Below are 18,952 nucleotides of genomic sequence, written 5' to 3'. Positions count from 1 at the left end.
AATCAGGCAACCTCCACCGGCGTGCTACTCAGACGGCTCAGCGCCTGAGTCACCGCGTCCGGCTCAAGCAGACGCATGCAGTTGTAATGGCCGAAACGGCAGGTGCGCTCAAAGCACGGGCTGCACTCGATGCCCAGTCGCACCACCTCCACTGCGTCGGCCAGCGGCGGCGTGAAGCCCGGCGAGGTCGAGCCGTAGACAGCCACCAGCGGACGGTTCAGCGCGGCGGCCACATGCATCAGGCCGGAATCGTTGGAGACCACCGCGTCGGCGCACGACAGCAGGTCAATGGCTTCGGCCAGCGAGGTCTCGCCACTGAGGTTGACGGACTCCTCACGCAGGCCGGGAATCAGCTCCTGGCGAATGCTCTCACCGACCGGATGATCCTTTTTCGAGCCAAACAGCCAGACCTGCCAGCCTTCGCGAATGCTCGCGTCAGCGACCTGTGCGTAATGTTCGGCAGGCCAGCGCTTGGACTCGCCGAACTCTGCGCCGGGGCACAGCGCCAGTACCGGGCGATCCAGGGTGAGGCCGAATTTGCTCAGTGCGGCATCGCGCGTGGCCGGGTCGATGCGCAGGCTCGGTCGCGGGTAAGGACGCGGCAACTCGGCGCCCTTGTCGAAGGCCAGGGCCATGAAACGTTCGATCATCAGCGGGTAACGCTGTTTGTCGAGGGTCCGCACGTCGTTGAGCAGGCCGTAGCGAAACTCGCCGCGCCAGCCGGTGCGCTTCGGGATACCGGCAAAAAACGGCACCAGCGCGGATTTCAGCGAATTGGGCAGCAGGATAGCCTGATCGTATTGGCCAGCCAGGGACTTGCCGATCCGGCGACGGGTCGCCAGTTCCAGGGCACCGTGCCCCAGCGGAAAACTCAGCGCAGCGCGAACCTGCGGCATGCGCTCCAGTATCGGACGGCTCCATTCAGGGGCCAACACGTCGATTTCGCACTCGGGATGACGCTGTTTCAGACACTGGAACAGCGTTTGTGCCATCACCATGTCACCGACCCAGCTAGGCCCAACGATCAGAATTTTCATGTTCTATCCAAAAACGACCAGAAACGATCAGGGAGGCCGATCAGACTGCGTGACGTTCCCACACAACCTGTCGCCTCCCTGTCATAGCTTTATAGAGTGTTGCAGCGGAATGTGGCGTTGCCGTGAGGCTCAGCTCAACCCCATCTGCGTCCAGATCCGCATCACCTCACGCCGCTGGGCATGAAACTGATCGCCGCTGACCACGCCCGCCTGCTTCTGCAAGGCCTGGCGATGTGCCGCCGAGCGATACGCCTTATAGGCTTCGCGCAACAGGCCGGCATCCGTATCCGGCAGCAGCCCTGCCTCTTCCAGCCCTTCGAGAATCCGGATGTTGTCGGTGTATTGCAGCAGCGCGGGATGCTCTCTGGACCACGCCAAGGCGGCGTATTGCACCATAAATTCGATATCGACGATACCTCCGGCGTCCTGCTTGAGGTCGAATGGCACCGCCGCCTCGAAGGCATTGGCCGCCCTGCCAGCCGCTGTCACGCGGGTCCCGAGGTTGTCACGCATCTTGGCGCGCATTTCGCTGACTTCGGCGCGCAGCTTGTGCAGATCACGTTCGCGCCCCAGCACATCGGCACGGACTTTCTCGAATTGCTCGCCGACATCCCGGCTGCCGGTCATCACCCGCGCCCGGACCAGTGCCTGATGCTCCCAGGTCCAGGCTTCACTGGCCTGATAACGGGCGAAAGCGCCCAGAGAGCTGACCAGCAGGCCGGACGCCCCCGAAGGTCGCAGGCGCATGTCGACCTCATACAGCTGACCGGAGTTGGTTTGCGTGGTCAGCAAATGGATCACCCGCTGCCCCAGTCGGGTGAAGAACTGCGCGGTGTCGATCGGTTTGGCACCGTCGGTCTCGGCTTCCAGATCGCCATCATGAATGAACACCAGATCCAGATCGGAGCCGTGCCCCAGTTCGATGCCGCCGACCTTGCCGTAACCGACGATCACGAAGCCCGGATCGCACAACGAGCCATCCGGGCGTAACGGCGTACCGTGGCGGGCCACGCTGTAGCGCCAGGCCAGCGCGAGCACCTGATCGAGAATCGCCTCGGCCAGCCAGGTCAGGTAATCACTGACTTTCATCAATGGCAGGCTGCCGGATATCTCGGATGCCGCGACCCGCAGGCTGTGCGCCAGCTTGAAATGCCGCAGGGCTTCCATCTGTTGCTCGAGATCGTCCTCGGGGATACGAATCAGCCGTTCGCGCAGCTCGGCGGCGAGTTCCGGGGCCAGCGGCGGATTGAACAGGCGTCCCTCGTTAAGCAATTCATCGAGCAGCAACGGGAAACGCGCGATCTGTTCGGCAATCCACGGGCTGGCGGCGCACAGGGTCAATAGTTGCCGCAGCGCGTCGGGGTTTTCAGTGAGCAGCACCAGGTACGCCGAGCGCCGGGCGACGGCTTCTACCAGCGGCAGCACGCGTTCCAGGACCAGGTCGGGCTTCTCATGCTCCACCGCCTGAGCCAGCAGACGGGGGATAAACGCGTCCAGCCGCTCACGGCTCAGACGCTGCATCGAACGCAGGTTGGGGCTGCTGCGCAGGTTGGCCAGATTTTTCAGCGCCCTCTCGGCATCGACGAAGCCGGCCTGCAACAGTTGGCGACCTGCGGCTTCTTCGTCCTGGGACTCTTCCCACAACGGCAGCCATTCGCCTCCAACCACCACTTCGCCATCTTCATCTTGCTCGTCATCCGGATCGGCGTCGGGGTCAGCAATGACCTGGCGGAAATGCCAGGCCACACGGCCACGCCAGTACATCAGCCGTTCATGAAAGGCAGCCCAGTCAGCGAAGCCCATGATCAAGGCAACACGCGCCTGATCCTGTTCGTTGTCCGGGAGCATCTGCGTCTGACGGTCGGCAATCGCCTGAATGGCATGCTCGGTGTAGCGCAGAAACTCGTAGCCCTCGCGCAACTCTTCGGTCACCGCCGAGGGCAGATAGCCCTGCCCCTCAAGGGTTTTCAGCACTTTGAACAGCGGTCGCTGCTGCAGACTCAGGTCGCGGCCGCCGTGAATCAGTTGAAAGGCCTGGGCGATGAACTCCACCTCGCGAATGCCGCCGGCACCCAGCTTGATGTTTTCCGCCATGCCCTTGCGCTTCACTTCCTGCTGAATGAGCTGCTTCATGGTGCGCAGCGCTTCGATGGCCGAGAAGTCCAGATAGCGGCGATAGACGAACGGACGCAGCATCGCCAGCAATTCGGCACCGGCCGCCTGATCGCCCCCGACCACGCGCGCCTTGATCATCGCGTAACGTTCCCAGTCACGACCCTGGTCCTGGTAATACTGCTCCAGCGCATTGAAGCTGAGCACCAGTGCCCCGGACGAACCGTAGGGGCGCAGACGCATGTCGACCCGGAACACGAACCCGTCGACGGTCACCGGGTCGAGCGCCTTGATCAGCCGCTGGCCCAGACGAATGAAAAACTCCTGATTGTCCAGGGCACGCTTGGTGCCGACGGTTTCGCCGCCCTCCGGGTAGCCGAAGATCAGGTCAATGTCCGAGGACAGGTTCAGTTCGACCGCGCCGAGCTTGCCCATACCCAGGATGACCATGTGCTGCGGCTTTCCGGAATGACGACCGGTCGGGGTGCCGAACTGCTGGCAATGCCGGGCGTACAACCATTGGTAAGCCAGATCGATCGACGCATCGGCCATGTCCGACAGGTCACGGCAGGTTTCGATCAGGTTTGCCTGACGGGTCAGGTCGCGCCAGATAATCCGTACTTGCTGGCGTGCGCGCTGCCGACGTAGATTACGCCCCAATTCATCCTCGCTGGCGACGCTCGACAGCGCGTCGGCAAGCTGACCGCGCAATTGGCCGGCAGAGAAGCTACGCTCCAGCTCGCCCGAATCGGCCAGCTGCAGAAGCATCTGCGGATCACGGCAGACTTGTTCGGTTACAAAATCACTGGCGGCACAGACCCGGTCGAAGGCTGCCTGTCGCGACTCGGGCCAGGCCTGGAAAGAAGCCAGCGCGTCCTCGGAGAGGGCAGTCAGCGCAGCCTGAAACATCTGGCGGGCGCGGCTGATCGATGGCAGCAGAATGGCCGGAAATTCGGCCAGTAAAGGTAGGCTCATGGTCTATCCTTGATCGGCGTGCAGACGCCCGTCCGTCGTTACGGCGAGACGCGTCTGCCAGCACCGCTTGTCGAACAAAGGTTATAAATTGCTGGAAAAATCAAATTAGAAGCATAAAAATCCGCTTTTTCCCTGCAAGATATTCAATAGCGATCAACAGTAACGTTTTAAGCTACACGACAACAGGAGCGATTGAGTCGCTTCTCTGTAGTTTTACTACTGGGTCCGATACTCGGAGGGCTGAAATCGTCGTCGATTTGTAGTAAAACTACACGCCGCCGGATCCCACCCTCCGGAAATCCAAGAATTTATGTCGTCTGCCCACAAGGCCAGTCGCAAACTCAGGCAACCGATTCTGGAAGCCTTTCCGCCCTGGAGCAAGCCATGCAAGACCTCGATCCCGTCGAAACCCAGGAATGGCTGGACGCCCTGGAATCGGTTCTCGACAAAGAAGGCGAAGACCGCGCTCACTACCTGATGACCCGTTTGGGCGAGCTGGCCACCCGTAGTGGTTCGCAGCTGCCGTACGCCATCACCACGCCATATCGCAACACCATTCCTGTCACCCACGAAGCACGCATGCCTGGCGACCTGTTCATGGAACGCCGCATTCGCTCGCTGGTGCGCTGGAACGCATTGGCCATGGTTGTCAAAACCAACATCGGCGACCCGGATCTGGGCGGCCACATCTCCAGCTTCGCCTCCAGCGCCACGCTGTACGACATCGGCTTCAACTACTTCTTCCAGGCCCCGACCGACGAACACGGCGGCGACCTGATCTACTTCCAGGGTCACGCATCGCCAGGCGTTTACGCCCGTGCGTTCATGGAAGGCCGCATCACCGAAGAGCAAATGACCAACTTCCGTCAGGAAGTCGACGGCAATGGCCTGTCGTCTTACCCACACCCGTGGCTGATGAAGGATTTCTGGCAGTTCCCGACTGTATCGATGGGCCTTGGCCCGATCCAGGCGATCTACCAGGCGCGCTTCATGAAGTACCTGGAGCACCGCGGTTACATCCCGGAAGGCAAGCAGAAAGTCTGGTGCTTCCTGGGTGACGGCGAGACCGACGAGCCGGAATCCCTGGGCGCCATCGCCCTGGCCGGTCGCGAGAAGCTCGACAACCTGATCTTCGTCGTCAACTGCAACCTGCAGCGCCTCGACGGCCCGGTTCGCGGCAACGCCAAGATCATCCAGGAACTCGAAGGCGTGTTCCGTGGCGCCCAGTGGAACGTCACCAAAGTCATCTGGGGCCGTTTCTGGGACCCACTGCTGGCCAAGGACGTCGACGGTATCCTGCAACGTCGCATGGACGAAGTCATCGACGGCGAATACCAGAACTACAAGGCCAAGGACGGCGCGTTCGTCCGCGAGCACTTCTTCAACTCGCCTGAACTCAAGGCCATGGTTGCCGATCTGTCCGACGACGAGATCTGGAAACTCAACCGTGGCGGCCACGACCCGTACAAGGTCTATGCGGCCTACCACGAAGCCGTCAACCACAAGGGTCAACCGACCGTGGTTCTGGCCAAGACCATCAAGGGTTATGGCACCGGCGCCGGTGAAGCGAAAAACACTGCGCACAACACCAAAAAGGTCGATGTCGACAGCCTGCGTCACTTCCGTGACCGCTTCGACATCCCGGTCAAGGACTCCGAACTCGAAGCCCTGCCGTTCTACAAGCCGGAAGAAGGCAGCGCCGAAGCCCGTTATCTGAGCGAGCGTCGTGCTGCGCTGGGTGGTTTCGTGCCGCAGCGTCGTGCGCAGAGCTTCAGCCTGCCGACCCCGCCACTCGAGACCCTCAAGGCCATCCTGGATGGCTCGGGCGATCGCGAAATCTCCACCACCATGGCTTTCGTGCGCATCCTGACGCAACTGGTCAAGGACAAGGAAATCGGTCAGCGCATCGTGCCGATCATCCCGGACGAAGCGCGTACCTTCGGTATGGAAGGCATGTTCCGCCAACTGGGCATCTACTCGTCGGTCGGCCAGCTCTACGAGCCAGTCGATAAAGAACAGGTGATGTTCTATCGCGAAGACAAGAAAGGCCAGATCCTCGAAGAAGGCATCAACGAAGCGGGCGCCATGTCCTCCTTCATCGCTGCCGGTACTTCGTATTCCAGCCACAACCAGCCGATGATTCCGTTCTACATCTTCTACTCGATGTTCGGTTTCCAGCGTATCGGCGACCTGGCCTGGGCCGCTGGCGACAGCCGTACCCGTGGCTTCCTGATTGGCGGCACCGCCGGCCGTACCACGCTGAACGGTGAAGGCCTGCAGCACGAAGACGGTCACAGCCACATCCTGGCATCGACCATCCCGAACTGCCGCACCTTCGACCCGACTTACGGTTACGAACTGGCAGTGATCATCCAGGACGGCATGCGCCGGATGTTCGAAGAGCAGCAGGACGTTTTCTACTACCTGACCGTGATGAACGAGTCCTATGCACAGCCAGCCATGCCGGCCGGTGTGGAAGAAGGCATCGTCAAGGGCATGTACCTGCTCGAAGAAGACACCAAGGAAGCGGCGCACCACGTCCAGTTGCTGGGCTCGGGCACCATCCTGCGTGAAGTTCGCGAAGCAGCGAAGATTCTCCGTGACGAGTTCAACATCGGCGCCGACGTGTGGAGCGTCACCAGCTTCAACGAGCTGCGTCGCGACGGTCTGGCTGCAGAGCGCAACAACCGCCTGCACCCTGGCCAGAAGCCGCAGCTGAGCTATGTCGAGGAATGCCTGAACGGTCGCAAAGGTCCGGTCATCGCATCGACGGATTACATGAAGCTGTTCGCTGATCAGATTCGTCAGTGGGTTCCAACCAAGGAATACAAAGTCCTGGGCACCGACGGTTTCGGCCGTAGCGACAGCCGCAAGAAGCTGCGTCACTTCTTTGAAGTCGATCGTCACTTCGTGGTGCTGGCAGCCCTGGAAGCCTTGGCTGATCGTGGCGATATCGAACCTAAAGTCGTGGCGGAAGCCATCGCCAAGTTCGGTATCGATCCTGAAAAACGCAATCCACTGGACTGCTAAGAGTCTGCTTCAAGAGCGCTGATCAGAGCGTAAACAGCCGAGGATGCGGAATTTACTCGACGTAAATGAGCATCCAACGCTGTTTCGTTGTAACTGAACCAGCGTATTCGTGAGTGAACAGGTTCTCCTAAGGAGAGACATAGTGAGTGAGTTAATTCGTGTACCCGACATCGGCAACGGTGAAGGCGAAGTCATTGAATTGATGGTCAAGGTCGGTGATCGCATCGAAGCCGACCAGAGCGTTCTGACGCTTGAGTCGGACAAGGCGAGCATGGAAATCCCTGCTCCCAAGGCTGGCGTCATCAAGACCATGAAGGTCAAGCTGGGCGACCGTCTGAAAGAAGGCGACGAGCTGTTCGAACTGGAAGTGGAAGGCGAAGCGGCTGCGGCCCCGGCACCTGCTGCCGAACCTGCCGCTGCCCCTGCCCCTGCTGCTGCCGAAAAGCCGGCTGAAGCGGCACCTGCACCTGCGGCCGCCGCCGAGCCTGCTCCGGCAGCCAGCGCCAGCGTTCAGGACATCCACGTACCGGACATCGGTTCGTCGGGCAAGGCCAAGATCATCGAACTGATGGTCAAGGTCGGTGACAGCATCCAGGCCGATCAGTCGCTGATCACCCTTGAATCCGACAAGGCCAGCATGGAGATCCCTTCTCCGGCAGCAGGCGTTGTCGAGAGCATCGAAGTCAAGCTGGACCAGGAAGTCGGTACCGGCGACCTGATCCTGAAACTGAAAGTCGAAGGCGCCGCGCCTGCCGCTGCTCCGGCGCCTGCCGCCAGCGCACCCGCCGCGGCCCCGGCCAAGGCTGAGGCCGCGGCTCCAGCTGCCCCTGCTCCCAAAGCAGAAGCAGCACCTGCGCCAGCGGCTCCAGCGGCTCCGGCCAAAGACGGTGCCAAGGTTCATGCCGGCCCGGCCGTTCGTCAGCTGGCCCGCGAATTTGGCGTCGAGCTGAACGCTGTCAGCGCCACCGGCCCGCACGGCCGTGTGCTGAAAGAAGACGTTCAGGCTTACGTCAAAACCATGATGCAGAAGGCCAAGGAAGCTCCAGCTGGCGGCGCAAGCGGCGGCTCGGGCATCCCGCCGATTCCGGAAGTCGATTTCAGCCGTTTCGGCGAGATCGAAGAAGTACCGATGACGCGCCTGATGCAACTCGGCGCTTCCGGCCTGCACCGCAGCTGGCTGAACATTCCGCACGTCACGCAGTTCGACCAGGCCGACATTACCGACCTGGAAGCTTTCCGTGTGGCGCAGAAAGGCGCTGCCGAGAAGGCTGGCGTCAAGCTGACGGTCCTGCCGCTGCTGCTCAAATCCTGCGCCCACCTGCTCAAGGAGCTGCCGGACTTCAACGCTTCGCTGGCGCCTAGCGGCAAGGCCGTGATTCGCAAGAAGTACGTGCACATCGGCTTTGCCGTGGACACCCCGGACGGCCTGCTGGTCCCGGTCATCCGCGACGTCGACCAGAAGAGCCTGTTGCAACTGGCCGCCGAAGCCGCCGCACTGGCGGAAAAGGCGCGCAACAAGAAACTGACGGCGAACGACATGCAGGGCGCGTGCTTCACCATCTCCAGCCTCGGCCACATTGGCGGCACCGGCTTCACGCCGATCGTCAACGCGCCGGAAGTGGCGATCCTCGGTGTTTCCAAGGCAACCATCCAGCCCGTCTGGGACGGCAAAGCCTTCCAGCCGAAACTGATGCTGCCGCTGTCGCTGTCCTATGATCACCGCGTGATCAACGGCGCAGCTGCTGCCCGCTTCACCAAGCGCTTGAGCGAATTGCTGGCGGACATCCGCACAATCCTGCTGTAAGCCCTGCCGGCCCGTCCCCGGACGGGCCTTGCTGTACACCCTTGCGAGCTGCCACGCTCGAACCTCAACCCCGCCCTCCAGCGGGGATTTTTTTGCCCTGGATATCGCGCCCATGCTCCGCGCTCATTGCTGGATCCTGTGGGAGTGACCGGGGCGGCGATCCGCATTGCTCACGAAGACCATGGTCCAGACGCCCCATCTTCTGGGACTGTAAGGGCCCCTTCGCGAGCAAGCTCGCTCCCACGACCTTTATCGTCGGTGCCAGGTCTCACTGGCGGGTGATACACTGCGCGACATTTTTGTTTTGCAGGTCCACCGTCGTGACTAACACCGCTTTCAATTCCCTGCCTCTGTCCGCTGCCATGCTGGCTAACCTGGAGTCGCTTGGTTATGCCGAAATGACACCGATTCAGGCGCAGAGCCTGCCGGTGATCCTCAAGGGCATGGACCTGATCGCGCAAGCCAAGACCGGCAGCGGCAAGACCGCTGCGTTCGGCATCGGCCTGCTCAACCCGATCAACCCGCGTTTCTTCGGTTGTCAGGCACTGGTCATGTGTCCGACCCGCGAACTGGCGGATCAGGTGGCCAAGGAAATCCGCCGTCTGGCGCGTTCCGAGGACAACATCAAGGTCCTGACCCTGTGTGGCGGCGTGTCCTTTGGCCCGCAGATCGGCTCGCTGGAACATGGCGCACACATCATCGTCGGCACTCCGGGTCGTATACAGCAGCACTTGCGCAAGGGCTCGCTGGTCCTGGACGGCCTGAACACGCTGATTCTCGATGAAGCCGACCGCATGCTGGACATGGGCTTCTACGACGCCATCGCCGACATCATCGAGCAGACTCCGCAGCGCCGTCAGACCCTGCTGTTCTCCGCCACCTACCCGGTCGGCATCAAGCAGTTGTCCTCGAAGTTCATGCGTGATCCGCAGACCGTCAAGGTCGAAGCGCTGCACGCCGACAGCCAGATCGAGCAGATTTTCTACGAGATCTCCCCGGAGCAGCGCCTGGAAGCGGTGGTCAAGGTACTCGGCCATTTCCGTCCGACGTCCTGCGTGGCGTTCTGCTTCACCAAGCAGCAGGTCCAGGAAGTGGTCGATCACCTGACCGCCAAGGGCATGTCTGCCGTCGGCCTGCATGGTGATCTGGAACAGCGTGACCGTGATCAGGTACTGGCGATGTTCGCCAACCGCAGTACCTCGGTACTGGTCGCCACGGACGTAGCCGCGCGCGGTCTGGATATCGACGCGCTGGACATGGTGATCAACGTCGAGCTGGCGCGTGATTCGGAAATCCACATCCACCGCGTCGGCCGCACCGGTCGTGCCGGCGAGAAAGGCATCGCGGTCAGCCTCGTGGCCCCGTCGGAAAGCCAGCGCGCCCGTGCCATCGAAGAATTGCAGAAAGCGCCGTTGAACTGGCAGCAATACGACAGACTGAGCATCAAGGAAGGCGGCAAGCTGCTGCCCGCCATGACCACGCTGTGCATCGGCTCGGGCCGCAAGGACAAGCTGCGTCCAGGCGACATCCTCGGCGCACTGACCGGCGAGGCAGGCATTGCGGGCACTCAGGTCGGCAAGATCGCGATTTTCGACTTCCAGGCCTACGTTGCCGTCGAGCGCAGCATGGCCAAACAGGCCCTGGAGCGTTTGAACAATGGCAAGATCAAGGGCAAGTCGCTGCGCGTGCGGATTTTGTAAAGTTTATCGTTGACCCTGATAGTCCCTACACGCCGCGCCGAGCGTCATATACAGGCCCCGAAGGTCCTGAAAACGCGGTTTTCAGGCTTCTGCGGCCAGAATCAAAAACAGGCTTGTGCATAGCTTGGCGCGGAGCATGGGAACGATCGTGACCTGAAGATCGAGGAACCACGCTGTGCCCGTTACTGACGTTGTAATCATTGGCGCCGGTGCTGCCGGTCTGATGTGTGCGTTCACCGCTGCCGCTCGCGGGCGCAAGGTGATGTTGATCGACCACGCCAACAAACCCGGCAAGAAGATCCTGATGTCCGGTGGCGGGCGGTGCAACTTCACCAATATGTACACCGAGCCGGCCAACTTCCTGTCGCAGAACCCGCATTTCTGCAAATCGGCCCTGGCCCGCTACACCCAATGGGATTTCATCGCGATGGTCGCCAAACATGGCGTGCCTTATCACGAGAAAAAGCTCGGCCAACTGTTTTGCGACAACAAGTCCAGCGACATTCTGGAAATGCTTCTGGAAGAATGCCGACAAGCCGGTGTCAGCCTGCACATGGACACCGCCGTGCAGCAGATCGAAAAAACCGACGACGGCTACAGCCTGCAGACCACGCTGGGCACCCTGAACTGCCAGTCGCTGGTGATTGCCACGGGCGGGCTGTCGATTCCGACGCTGGGCGCCACCGGTTTTGGCTATCAGGTCGGCAAGCAGTTCGGCCACACGCTGCTGCCGACCCGTGCCGGGCTGGTGCCGTTCACCATCACCGATCAGCTCAAGGAGCTGTGCACCGAGCTGTCAGGCACCTCGGTGGATTGCCTGGTGAGCTGCAACGACACCAGCTTCCGCGAAAACATCCTGTTCACCCACCGCGGCCTCAGTGGCCCGGCGATCCTGCAGATTTCCTCGTTCTGGCAGCCCGGCGACACCGTGGAAATCAACCTGCTGCCCGATCATGACGTGCCCGCCTGGCTCAACCAGCAGCAGGCCGAGCGCCCCAACAGTGAACTGAAAACCCTGCTGGGCGAGATTTTCACCAAGAAGATGGCCAACCTGATCGCCGAACACTGGTTCGTTTCCAGACCGATGAAGCAGTACACCCACGCCGAACTGGCCGAGATCGCCGAAAAGCTGGCGAGCTGGCAGGTGGTCCCGGCGGGCACCGAGGGTTATCGCACGGCCGAAGTGACGCTGGGCGGTATCGACACCCGCGAAGTGTCGTCCAAGACCATGGAATCGCTGAAATCCCCCGGTCTTTATTTCGTGGGCGAAGTGCTCGACGTGAGCGGTCATCTGGGCGGCTTCAACTTTCAGTGGGCGTGGGCGTCGGCCTATGCTGCCGCACACTACGTGTGACGTAGTCGCTGATACGCAACATCACGACACTACAAACCGGTATAAATTTTGCGAGGCGGATGTACAGCCAGTCATTTGGTCTGTACATATCCTCCTGCACGATCGATCAATTGCGAACAGGGCCGTCAAGCTAACCCATGGCATCGAAATCTCTCCGTCATACATTCCGTCGATTGTGGGCGCTGGATAAATTCAGCTATAGCGTTCGAGTCTTTATCGCACTGACCGGCAGCATGGCACTGTGCTGGTATCAAAATGAAATGGCGTTACTGATCCCGCTGTTTCTGGGGATTATCGCCTGCGCCCTGGCCGAGACCGACGACAGCTGGCAAGGCCGACTCAACGCACTGGCGGTGACGCTGGTGTGTTTCAGCATCGCCGCCCTTGCCGTCGAATTGCTCTTCCCCTACCCCATCCTGTTTGTCTGTTCACTGGCGCTGGCCAGCTTCTGCCTGACCATGCTCGGCGCACTGGGTGAACGCTATGGCGCGATTGCCTACGGCACGTTGATCCTTTCGGTCTACACCATGATCGGCGTCGATCAGCGTGGCGGTGAAGTACTGGACTTCTGGCATGAACCGATGCTGCTGGTGGCGGGCGCAGCCTGGTACGGCCTGCTGTCGGTGCTGTGGCAGATGCTGTTTTCCAACCAGCCGGTGCAACAGGCGCTGGCGCGACTGTTTCGTGAGCTGGGCCAGTACCTGAAGCTCAAGTCGACCCTGTTCGAACCGATTCGCACGCTCAACGTGGAGGCCCGTCGCCTGGAGCTGGCGCAGCAGAACGGCAAAGTCGTCGCCGCGCTGAACTCCACCAAGGAAATCATCCTGCACCGCGTCGGCAGCGGCCGCCCCGGCTCCAAAGTCAGCCGCTACCTGAAGCTGTACTTCATCGCCCAGGACATCCACGAGCGCGCCAGCTCGTCGCATTACCCCTACAACTCACTGGCCGATGCGTTTTTCCACAGCGACGTGCTGTTCCGCTGCCAGCGCCTGCTGCGTCAACAGGGCGTGGCCTGCCAGGCGCTGTCGGAATCCATCCAGTTACGTCAACCATTCGTGTATGACCCAAGCTTCGCCGAAGCCATGGAAGACCTGCACGCGTCCCTTGAACATCTGCGCATCCAGAGCAACCCTGCGTGGCGCGGCCTGCTGCGTTCGCTGCGCGCGCTGGCCGCCAACCTTGGCACCCTGGATCGCCTGATCAGCGACGCCAGCAACCCGGACGCCGTGGCCGATGCCACCGACAGCAGCCTGCTGGACCGCTCGCCGCGCAACCTCAAGGATGTCTGGACGCGCCTGCGCCTGCAGATGACCCCGACCTCGCTGCTGTTTCGTCACGCCCTGCGCCTGCCGCTGGCATTGACCATCGGTTACGCGATGGTGCACCTGATTCACCCGTCACAGGGCTACTGGATCATCCTGACCACGGTGTTCGTCTGCCAGCCCAGCTACGGCGCCACCCGGCTCAAGCTCGGCCAGCGGATCATCGGCACCGCGATCGGCCTGACGGTCGGCTGGGTGCTGTTCGATCTGGTTACCAGCCCGATTCTGCAATCGATGTGCGCCGTGCTGGCCGGGGTGGTGTTCTTCGTCAATCGGACCACCCGCTACACCCTGTCGACCGCCGCCATCACGGTGATGGTGCTGTTCTGCTTCAATCAGGTCGGTGATGGTTATGGCCTGTTCCTGCCGCGGCTGTTCGATACATTGCTGGGCAGCCTTATCGCCGGTCTCGCCGTGTTCCTGTTTTTGCCGGACTGGCAGGGACGACGCCTGAACAAGGTGCTGGCCAATACCCTGACCTGCAACAGCATCTACCTGCGGCAGATCATGCAACAGTACGCCAAGGGCAAGAGTGACGACCTGGCCTATCGACTGGCGCGGCGCAACGCCCACAACGCCGACGCCGCGCTGTCGACCACGCTGGCGAACATGCTCATGGAGCCCGGCCACTTTCGCAAGGAGGCCGACGTCGGCTTCCGCTTTCTGGTGCTGTCACACACGCTGCTGAGCTACCTTTCCGGCCTCGGCGCGCACCGTGATACGCAGTTGCCGAGTGATGTCCGCGAACACCTGATCGATAACGTCGGTGCCACACTGGCCGCCAGCATCGACGAAATCGCTGCAGGGCTAGCCGAGAAGAAGCCGGTTGCGGTGCAGAGCGATGCCGAGGAAGGGCTGGCCGCGCAACTGGAGCAACTGCCCGAAGACATGGACGAAAGTCAGCGACTGGTGCAAGCCCAGCTGGCGCTGATCTGCCGCCAGCTGGCTCCGCTGCGCACCCTCGCCGCGCACTTGATCAAAGCTCCGGAGGTTGCTGCAACCCATGCAGTCTGAGCAGCTCATCGTAGGTGCCGTCGGCTTTCATGGCGGCAATTTCGCGATCAAAGTCGGCGACGATCTTGTCGTGGTGGGGATTTTTCAGGCTGACCAGAATATGCAGGCTGTTCTCGCTCAACGAGCCCGGTAGAAACTCGACCCGGTCACGCACCTCATCCGGTTCCATCGCCAGGTTGTAACGGGCTACGTACTCATCTTCCAGGGTCAGGTCGACACGCTCGGCGGCGAGCATGCGTATGGCGGTGGAGAAGTTCTGCACAGGGACCTTCTGCAACTGGCTGTCGCTGTCAAACGCAGGGGCATAAGCATAACCCCTGACCACCGCGATCACGTATTGGTGGAGCTGCTCATGGGTCAGGGTGCCAATGGGCGACTCCTTGCGCTTGATGAAACGTATCCGGTTGAGCAGGTATTCCGCAGAAAACTGGCCAATTTTCGTACGTTCATCGCTGAACCACGCATTGATCAGCACATCATGACGCCCTTGGCTCAAGCCCAGCATCGCCCGTGCCCAGGGCACTTGCTCATACAGCGTGGTGTACCCGGCACGGCGCAGCGCCGTATTGACGATATCGGTTGCCAGCCCGCCGTTGAGCAGCAGCGCGTCGGTAAAAGGTGGCCAGGGATCGGCGACAAGACGCAACTTTTCAGCTGCGTTGACGTGCGCCATCAGCAGAAAGACCAGCACCCCCACCGCTCGAAGCAACTGCGACATGCTCAGGTTCCTGAAAGGGGCGGCATGCCCGATTTAATCCTATCGGCAGGAAAACGCTCGCCCGTGAGGGCGCCTGCAGTTCTAATTGAAGACCTCAAGCAGGCAGTAGACAAGCCGGGCAGGCAACATGCTCAACCGGCGCAGCATTCATATCGTTGACGGCGTTTATTGGGAATGTCGCCGGATACGTTTAGACTTCGCTTCTGGTTTCCCTGCGAGTCTGCGACATGTCTATCAAATGGATCTGCAAACATCACACCGAGCTGAGCATCGAGCAACTCTATGCCGTGCTGCAACTGCGTGCCGAGGTGTTTGTGGTCGAGCAGCAATGCGTGTACCTGGACGTCGACGGACAGGACCTGATGGGCGACACCTGCCACCTGATGGCCTGGCAGGAAGACAAGCTGGTCGCCTACCTGCGTTTGCTCGACCCGATCCAGCAAGGCGGCGACGTGACCATCGGCCGGGTGGTGACTGCGCCTTCGATCCGCAGCAGGGGCATCGGCCATGAACTGATGGAGCAGGCCCTGGAAAACGCCGAACGCAAATGGCCCGACCAGCCCATCTACCTATCGGCCCAGGCCCATCTGCAAGGCTATTACAGCCGCTACGGCTTCAATCCGGTGGGCGAGGTCTACCTGGAAGACGACATTCCGCATATCGGCATGCGTCGCGATCTGGACTGAAAGCCGCTCAGGGATACTCCAGCACGGCCTTGATACGCGGCAGATTGTCGGCAATCCAGCCCTTGTCAACGGCGCCCCAGTCACGGATCCGGTAGCTGCCGGCGTGATTGCGGCCGCCTTCGAGCTGCTCGAAATCACACACAATGTCCAGATCGGCAAGCGCACTGATAGTGTCCTGCGCGGTCCGACGCGGCATGCCGGTTGCCGCTATCAGCTCCGGAACACTGCTGGCGATCTGTGAATCGATCAGATACGCCACGTACAGGCGGCGATAGAAACTGCTTTTGGTCTTGCTGACCTGCATCGTCGAATCCTTTTTCAGTGCCTGGCTCAGCATGGCGCTCGCGCGGCCTGCAGATCGCGGTACGTCAGGTACACGCGCAAATCGAACTCCAATTGGTGATAACCGGGCAACATGTGCTCGCACAACTGGTAGAAGGCCTTGTTGTGATCCGACTCACGAAAGTGAGCCAGCTCGTGCACGACGATCATTTTCAGAAACTCTGGCGGCGCTTCCTTGAACAGCGCGGCCACACGGATCTCGTTACTGGCCTTGAGCTTGCCGCCCTGCACTCTGGATATCTTGGTGTGCAGGCCCAGCGCGCGGTGGGTCAGGTCGAGACGATTGTCGAAAAGAACCTTCTTGATGGCTGGCGCGTTGCGCAGGTGATCCTGCTTGAGCGCCAGCGCATAGGCGTAAAGGGCCTTGTCGCTCTGGACCTGATGCCGCGCGGGGTAGCGCTGCTCAAGGTAATCCGCCAGACGATCCTCGGCAATCAGCTGCTGCACCTGATCCTGCAGGGCCTGCGGATAGGCCTGCAGGTATTTGAGCGGAGCAGGGCTGGATGCAGTCATGGGGCCTTTGCATGAGATCGAAAAACGCCATTCTACAACAATCTGGTTTGCCTGAAGCCCGCCACATCAAAGTGCCCGGGAAAGCGCAACGCATCTTCTGGCAACATCGGATGAGCGATCAAAAAGCCCTGCATGACCTGACAGCCGTTGTCTGCCAGCCACTGGTATTGCTCGGCAGTCTCGACCCCTTCGGCAATAACCAGCATATCGAGGTTGCGGCTCAGGTCGATGATACTGCTGGCCATCGCCGCCTCGCGCTTTGACCCTGCAATATTGGCCACAAAACGCCTGTCCAGCTTCAAGGTGTCGAGTTGCAGATTGCGCAGGTGCGACAGCGAGCATTCGCCGGTACCAAAGTCGTCGAGCGCAATGCGCACACCGACCTCATGCAACAACTTCAGCTGTTTGTGGCTGTGCGTCAGGTTGTTGACCAGGGCGGTTTCAGTGATTTCCACCTCTATCTGCCCCGGTTTCAGCTCGAAGCGATCCATGGCGCGTTTCAATTCCGAGGCCAGATTGGGCAGGCAGAATTGTGTGGGGCTGACACAGACACTCAGCACCATGTCGGGCGCGAAGATGTGGCTCCATGCCTGACGCTGCTCGGCGCCCTGATCAAAGATCCAGCTGCCGAGCCGATTGATCAGTCTGGTCTCTTCCAGCAGCGGAATGAACAGCGCAGGCGGGACCTCTCCGACCGCTGGATGCTGCCAACGCAGCAAGGCCTCGAAACCACGCAAGCGACCATCCGCCACGTGAATCTGGGGCTGGTACACCACTGAAAAATCCCGACCGTCGATGGCCGTACGCACGCTTTCCTCAAGCATCAGTCGCGAGCGGGCGCGCCCGTTCATGTTCTGATCATAGAACCGGTATTGTTGCCGCCCTGCACGCTTGGCCTCGTACATGGCGATATCTGCCGCGCGCAGCAGACCGTCCAGATTCGAGCCGCAATCCGGAAAGGTCGCAATGCCGACGCTGGCACCCAGGGTGATCTCGACACCGTCGACCTGGCGTCTTCCGGATACCCGCTCGATGAGCTTTTCGGCGATCTTGGCCGCCTGTTCGGGGTAATCAAGCCCGTCGATTACGACGGTGAACTCGTCGCCGCCGATGCGTGCCAGCACATCATAGGGGCGCATGCTGTCCTTGAACTGCTCGGCGACCCAGAGCAATACCTGATCACCGGCCTCGTGGCCCAGCGTGTCGTTTATCTGCTTGAAACCATCCAGATCCATGAACAGCACGACCAGGTATTTATCCGCCCGCTCGTTGCGCAACAGCATGCTTTCAACGGCCTGATAAAGTCCCCGGCGATTGAGCAGGCCTGTCAATGCATCGGTGACGGCCTGTTTTTCCAGCTGCTGATAAAGATCACGAACCACCGACATATCGAGAACCGTCAGCACCATTGCCTTCTGTTCGGCAGGCAGCGCCGCACAGGACAACGCCACTGGCAGTTGCGTGCCTTGCGCCGTACGCAGAATGGCGTCGTGCACCCGATAGGTGTCGGACTTGCGATAGTGCTGGTAAAAGCCCGAATCCAGCCAGTGGCCTACCTTCGGTTCGATGATGTAGTCCAGCACCTGGGTGCCGCGCAGGTGATCGACGGAGGTGTTCAATAACTGACAGATAGCCGGGTTGGCAAAGCTGATGGTGCCTGCTTCGTCAACGACCAGAATGCCTTCGGCGACGTTGGCCAGCACCGATGCGTTGAACGCACGGGCCGACTCCAGCTCCAGTGACAGCTGTTGCAGCGCACGACGATTGCGCTGTTGCTCAAGCAGGGTCTGCACCTTGGGCTTGAGCACATTCGGGTCGAAGGGTTTGAACAGATAGTCCGTCGCACCATTCGCATAGCCCTTTTGCACCGCATCCTGGGTCTGCTCATTGGCGGTGAGAAAAATAATCGGCGTAAGGCGGGTGCGCTGACTGCCACGCATCAGTCGCGCGACCTCGAAGCCGTCCATACCCGGCATCTGCACATCCAGCAAAACCAGGTCGACTTCCTGCTCGAGAAGTACGGTCAATGCTTCTATTCCGGAACTTGCAGTCACAATGTGCCAGTCCGTTCTTTGCAGAACAGCGCACATCGTCACCAGATTTTCCGGGTAATCGTCTACAACAAGTAAAACTGAAGAGCCATCATCTGGCTGGTTTGGCACGCGTTCCATGCTGCTTCTCTGTGTGGGCATGACGCCTGAGACTCAGGACGACCGTCATACTTTGGAATAACTCTAGCCTCGTCTCGCCAAAAGCAGAAGCAAGGCGCCTCTTCCCTACTGTCAAAGTTCGATCTAGCCGACTAACGGTCATTCTCTGCACCCCTTACAGGCTCTGCCCTGCAG

Annotated in this window: 12 protein-coding genes; 6 read left to right on the top strand and 6 right to left on the bottom strand. The window is 60.6% G+C overall.

What is annotated here, in order from left to right:
* Window positions 1-2: 2 nt before the first annotated feature.
* Complete coding sequence (waaF, locus tag KBY02_RS14525) at window positions 3-1,037, bottom strand: lipopolysaccharide heptosyltransferase II (RefSeq protein ID WP_024641054.1); 1,035 nt, start codon at window positions 1,035-1,037, stop codon at window positions 3-5.
* Window positions 1,038-1,166: 129 nt separating this feature from the next.
* Window positions 1,167-4,124, bottom strand: coding sequence for a bifunctional [glutamate--ammonia ligase]-adenylyl-L-tyrosine phosphorylase/[glutamate--ammonia-ligase] adenylyltransferase (glnE, locus tag KBY02_RS14520; RefSeq protein WP_116893381.1), 2,958 nt, complete (start codon window positions 4,122-4,124; stop codon window positions 1,167-1,169).
* Between the two features lie 384 nt (window positions 4,125-4,508).
* Between glnE and aceE the strand changes: the two genes are divergently transcribed.
* From aceE to yccS, 5 genes are all read left to right on the top strand, one after another.
* Entirely contained in the window at window positions 4,509-7,154 is a 2,646-nt protein-coding gene (gene aceE, locus KBY02_RS14515) for a pyruvate dehydrogenase (acetyl-transferring), homodimeric type (protein WP_003422379.1), read from the top strand.
* Between the two features lie 142 nt (window positions 7,155-7,296).
* A complete protein-coding gene (aceF, locus tag KBY02_RS14510; protein ID WP_024640332.1) occupies window positions 7,297-8,958 on the top strand; it encodes a dihydrolipoyllysine-residue acetyltransferase in 1,662 nt (553 codons plus the stop codon).
* A gap of 320 nt (window positions 8,959-9,278) precedes the next feature.
* Window positions 9,279-10,658: an ATP-dependent RNA helicase DbpA gene (gene dbpA, locus KBY02_RS14505; RefSeq protein ID WP_010440122.1), complete on the top strand. Its 1,380-nt coding sequence runs from the start codon at window positions 9,279-9,281 to the stop codon at window positions 10,656-10,658.
* 175 nt (window positions 10,659-10,833) lie between these two features.
* Entirely contained in the window at window positions 10,834-12,012 is a 1,179-nt protein-coding gene (locus KBY02_RS14500; RefSeq protein ID WP_011266455.1) for an NAD(P)/FAD-dependent oxidoreductase, read from the top strand.
* A gap of 137 nt (window positions 12,013-12,149) precedes the next feature.
* Complete coding sequence (gene yccS, locus KBY02_RS14495; protein ID WP_011266454.1) at window positions 12,150-14,348, top strand: YccS family putative transporter; 2,199 nt, start codon at window positions 12,150-12,152, stop codon at window positions 14,346-14,348.
* Here yccS and KBY02_RS14490 read toward each other — a convergent pair.
* Window positions 14,311-15,066 carry a substrate-binding periplasmic protein gene (locus KBY02_RS14490; protein WP_024640335.1) on the bottom strand — a complete coding sequence of 252 codons (756 nt, stop codon included), beginning with the start codon at window positions 15,064-15,066 and terminating at the stop codon, window positions 14,311-14,313. The genes yccS and KBY02_RS14490 overlap by 38 nt on opposite strands.
* 227 nt (window positions 15,067-15,293) lie before the next feature.
* Here KBY02_RS14490 and KBY02_RS14485 point away from each other — a divergent pair, with 227 nt between their 5' ends.
* Window positions 15,294-15,752 carry a GNAT family N-acetyltransferase gene (locus KBY02_RS14485; protein ID WP_003404616.1) on the top strand — a complete coding sequence of 153 codons (459 nt, stop codon included), beginning with the start codon at window positions 15,294-15,296 and terminating at the stop codon, window positions 15,750-15,752.
* A 7-nt stretch (window positions 15,753-15,759) separates the two neighbouring features.
* Here KBY02_RS14485 and KBY02_RS14480 read toward each other — a convergent pair whose 3' ends face one another.
* From KBY02_RS14480 to KBY02_RS14470, 3 genes are read right to left on the bottom strand one after another with little or no spacing between them, the layout of a single operon-like run.
* Complete coding sequence (locus tag KBY02_RS14480; protein WP_011266452.1) at window positions 15,760-16,056, bottom strand: winged helix-turn-helix domain-containing protein; 297 nt, start codon at window positions 16,054-16,056, stop codon at window positions 15,760-15,762.
* A 26-nt stretch (window positions 16,057-16,082) separates the two neighbouring features.
* A complete protein-coding gene (locus KBY02_RS14475) occupies window positions 16,083-16,607 on the bottom strand; it encodes a M48 family metallopeptidase (RefSeq protein ID WP_003404609.1) in 525 nt (174 codons plus the stop codon).
* A 32-nt stretch (window positions 16,608-16,639) separates the two neighbouring features.
* A complete protein-coding gene (locus tag KBY02_RS14470; protein ID WP_024640337.1) occupies window positions 16,640-18,778 on the bottom strand; it encodes an EAL domain-containing protein in 2,139 nt (712 codons plus the stop codon).
* Window positions 18,779-18,952: the final 174 nt, after the last annotated feature.

The organism is Pseudomonas sp. P129 (assembly GCF_020312195.1).
Taxonomy (GTDB): domain Bacteria; phylum Pseudomonadota; class Gammaproteobacteria; order Pseudomonadales; family Pseudomonadaceae; genus Aquipseudomonas; species Aquipseudomonas fragariae.
The sequence above is the reverse complement of the archived record's forward strand: the minus strand, read 5'-3'. Positions and strand labels throughout refer to the sequence as shown.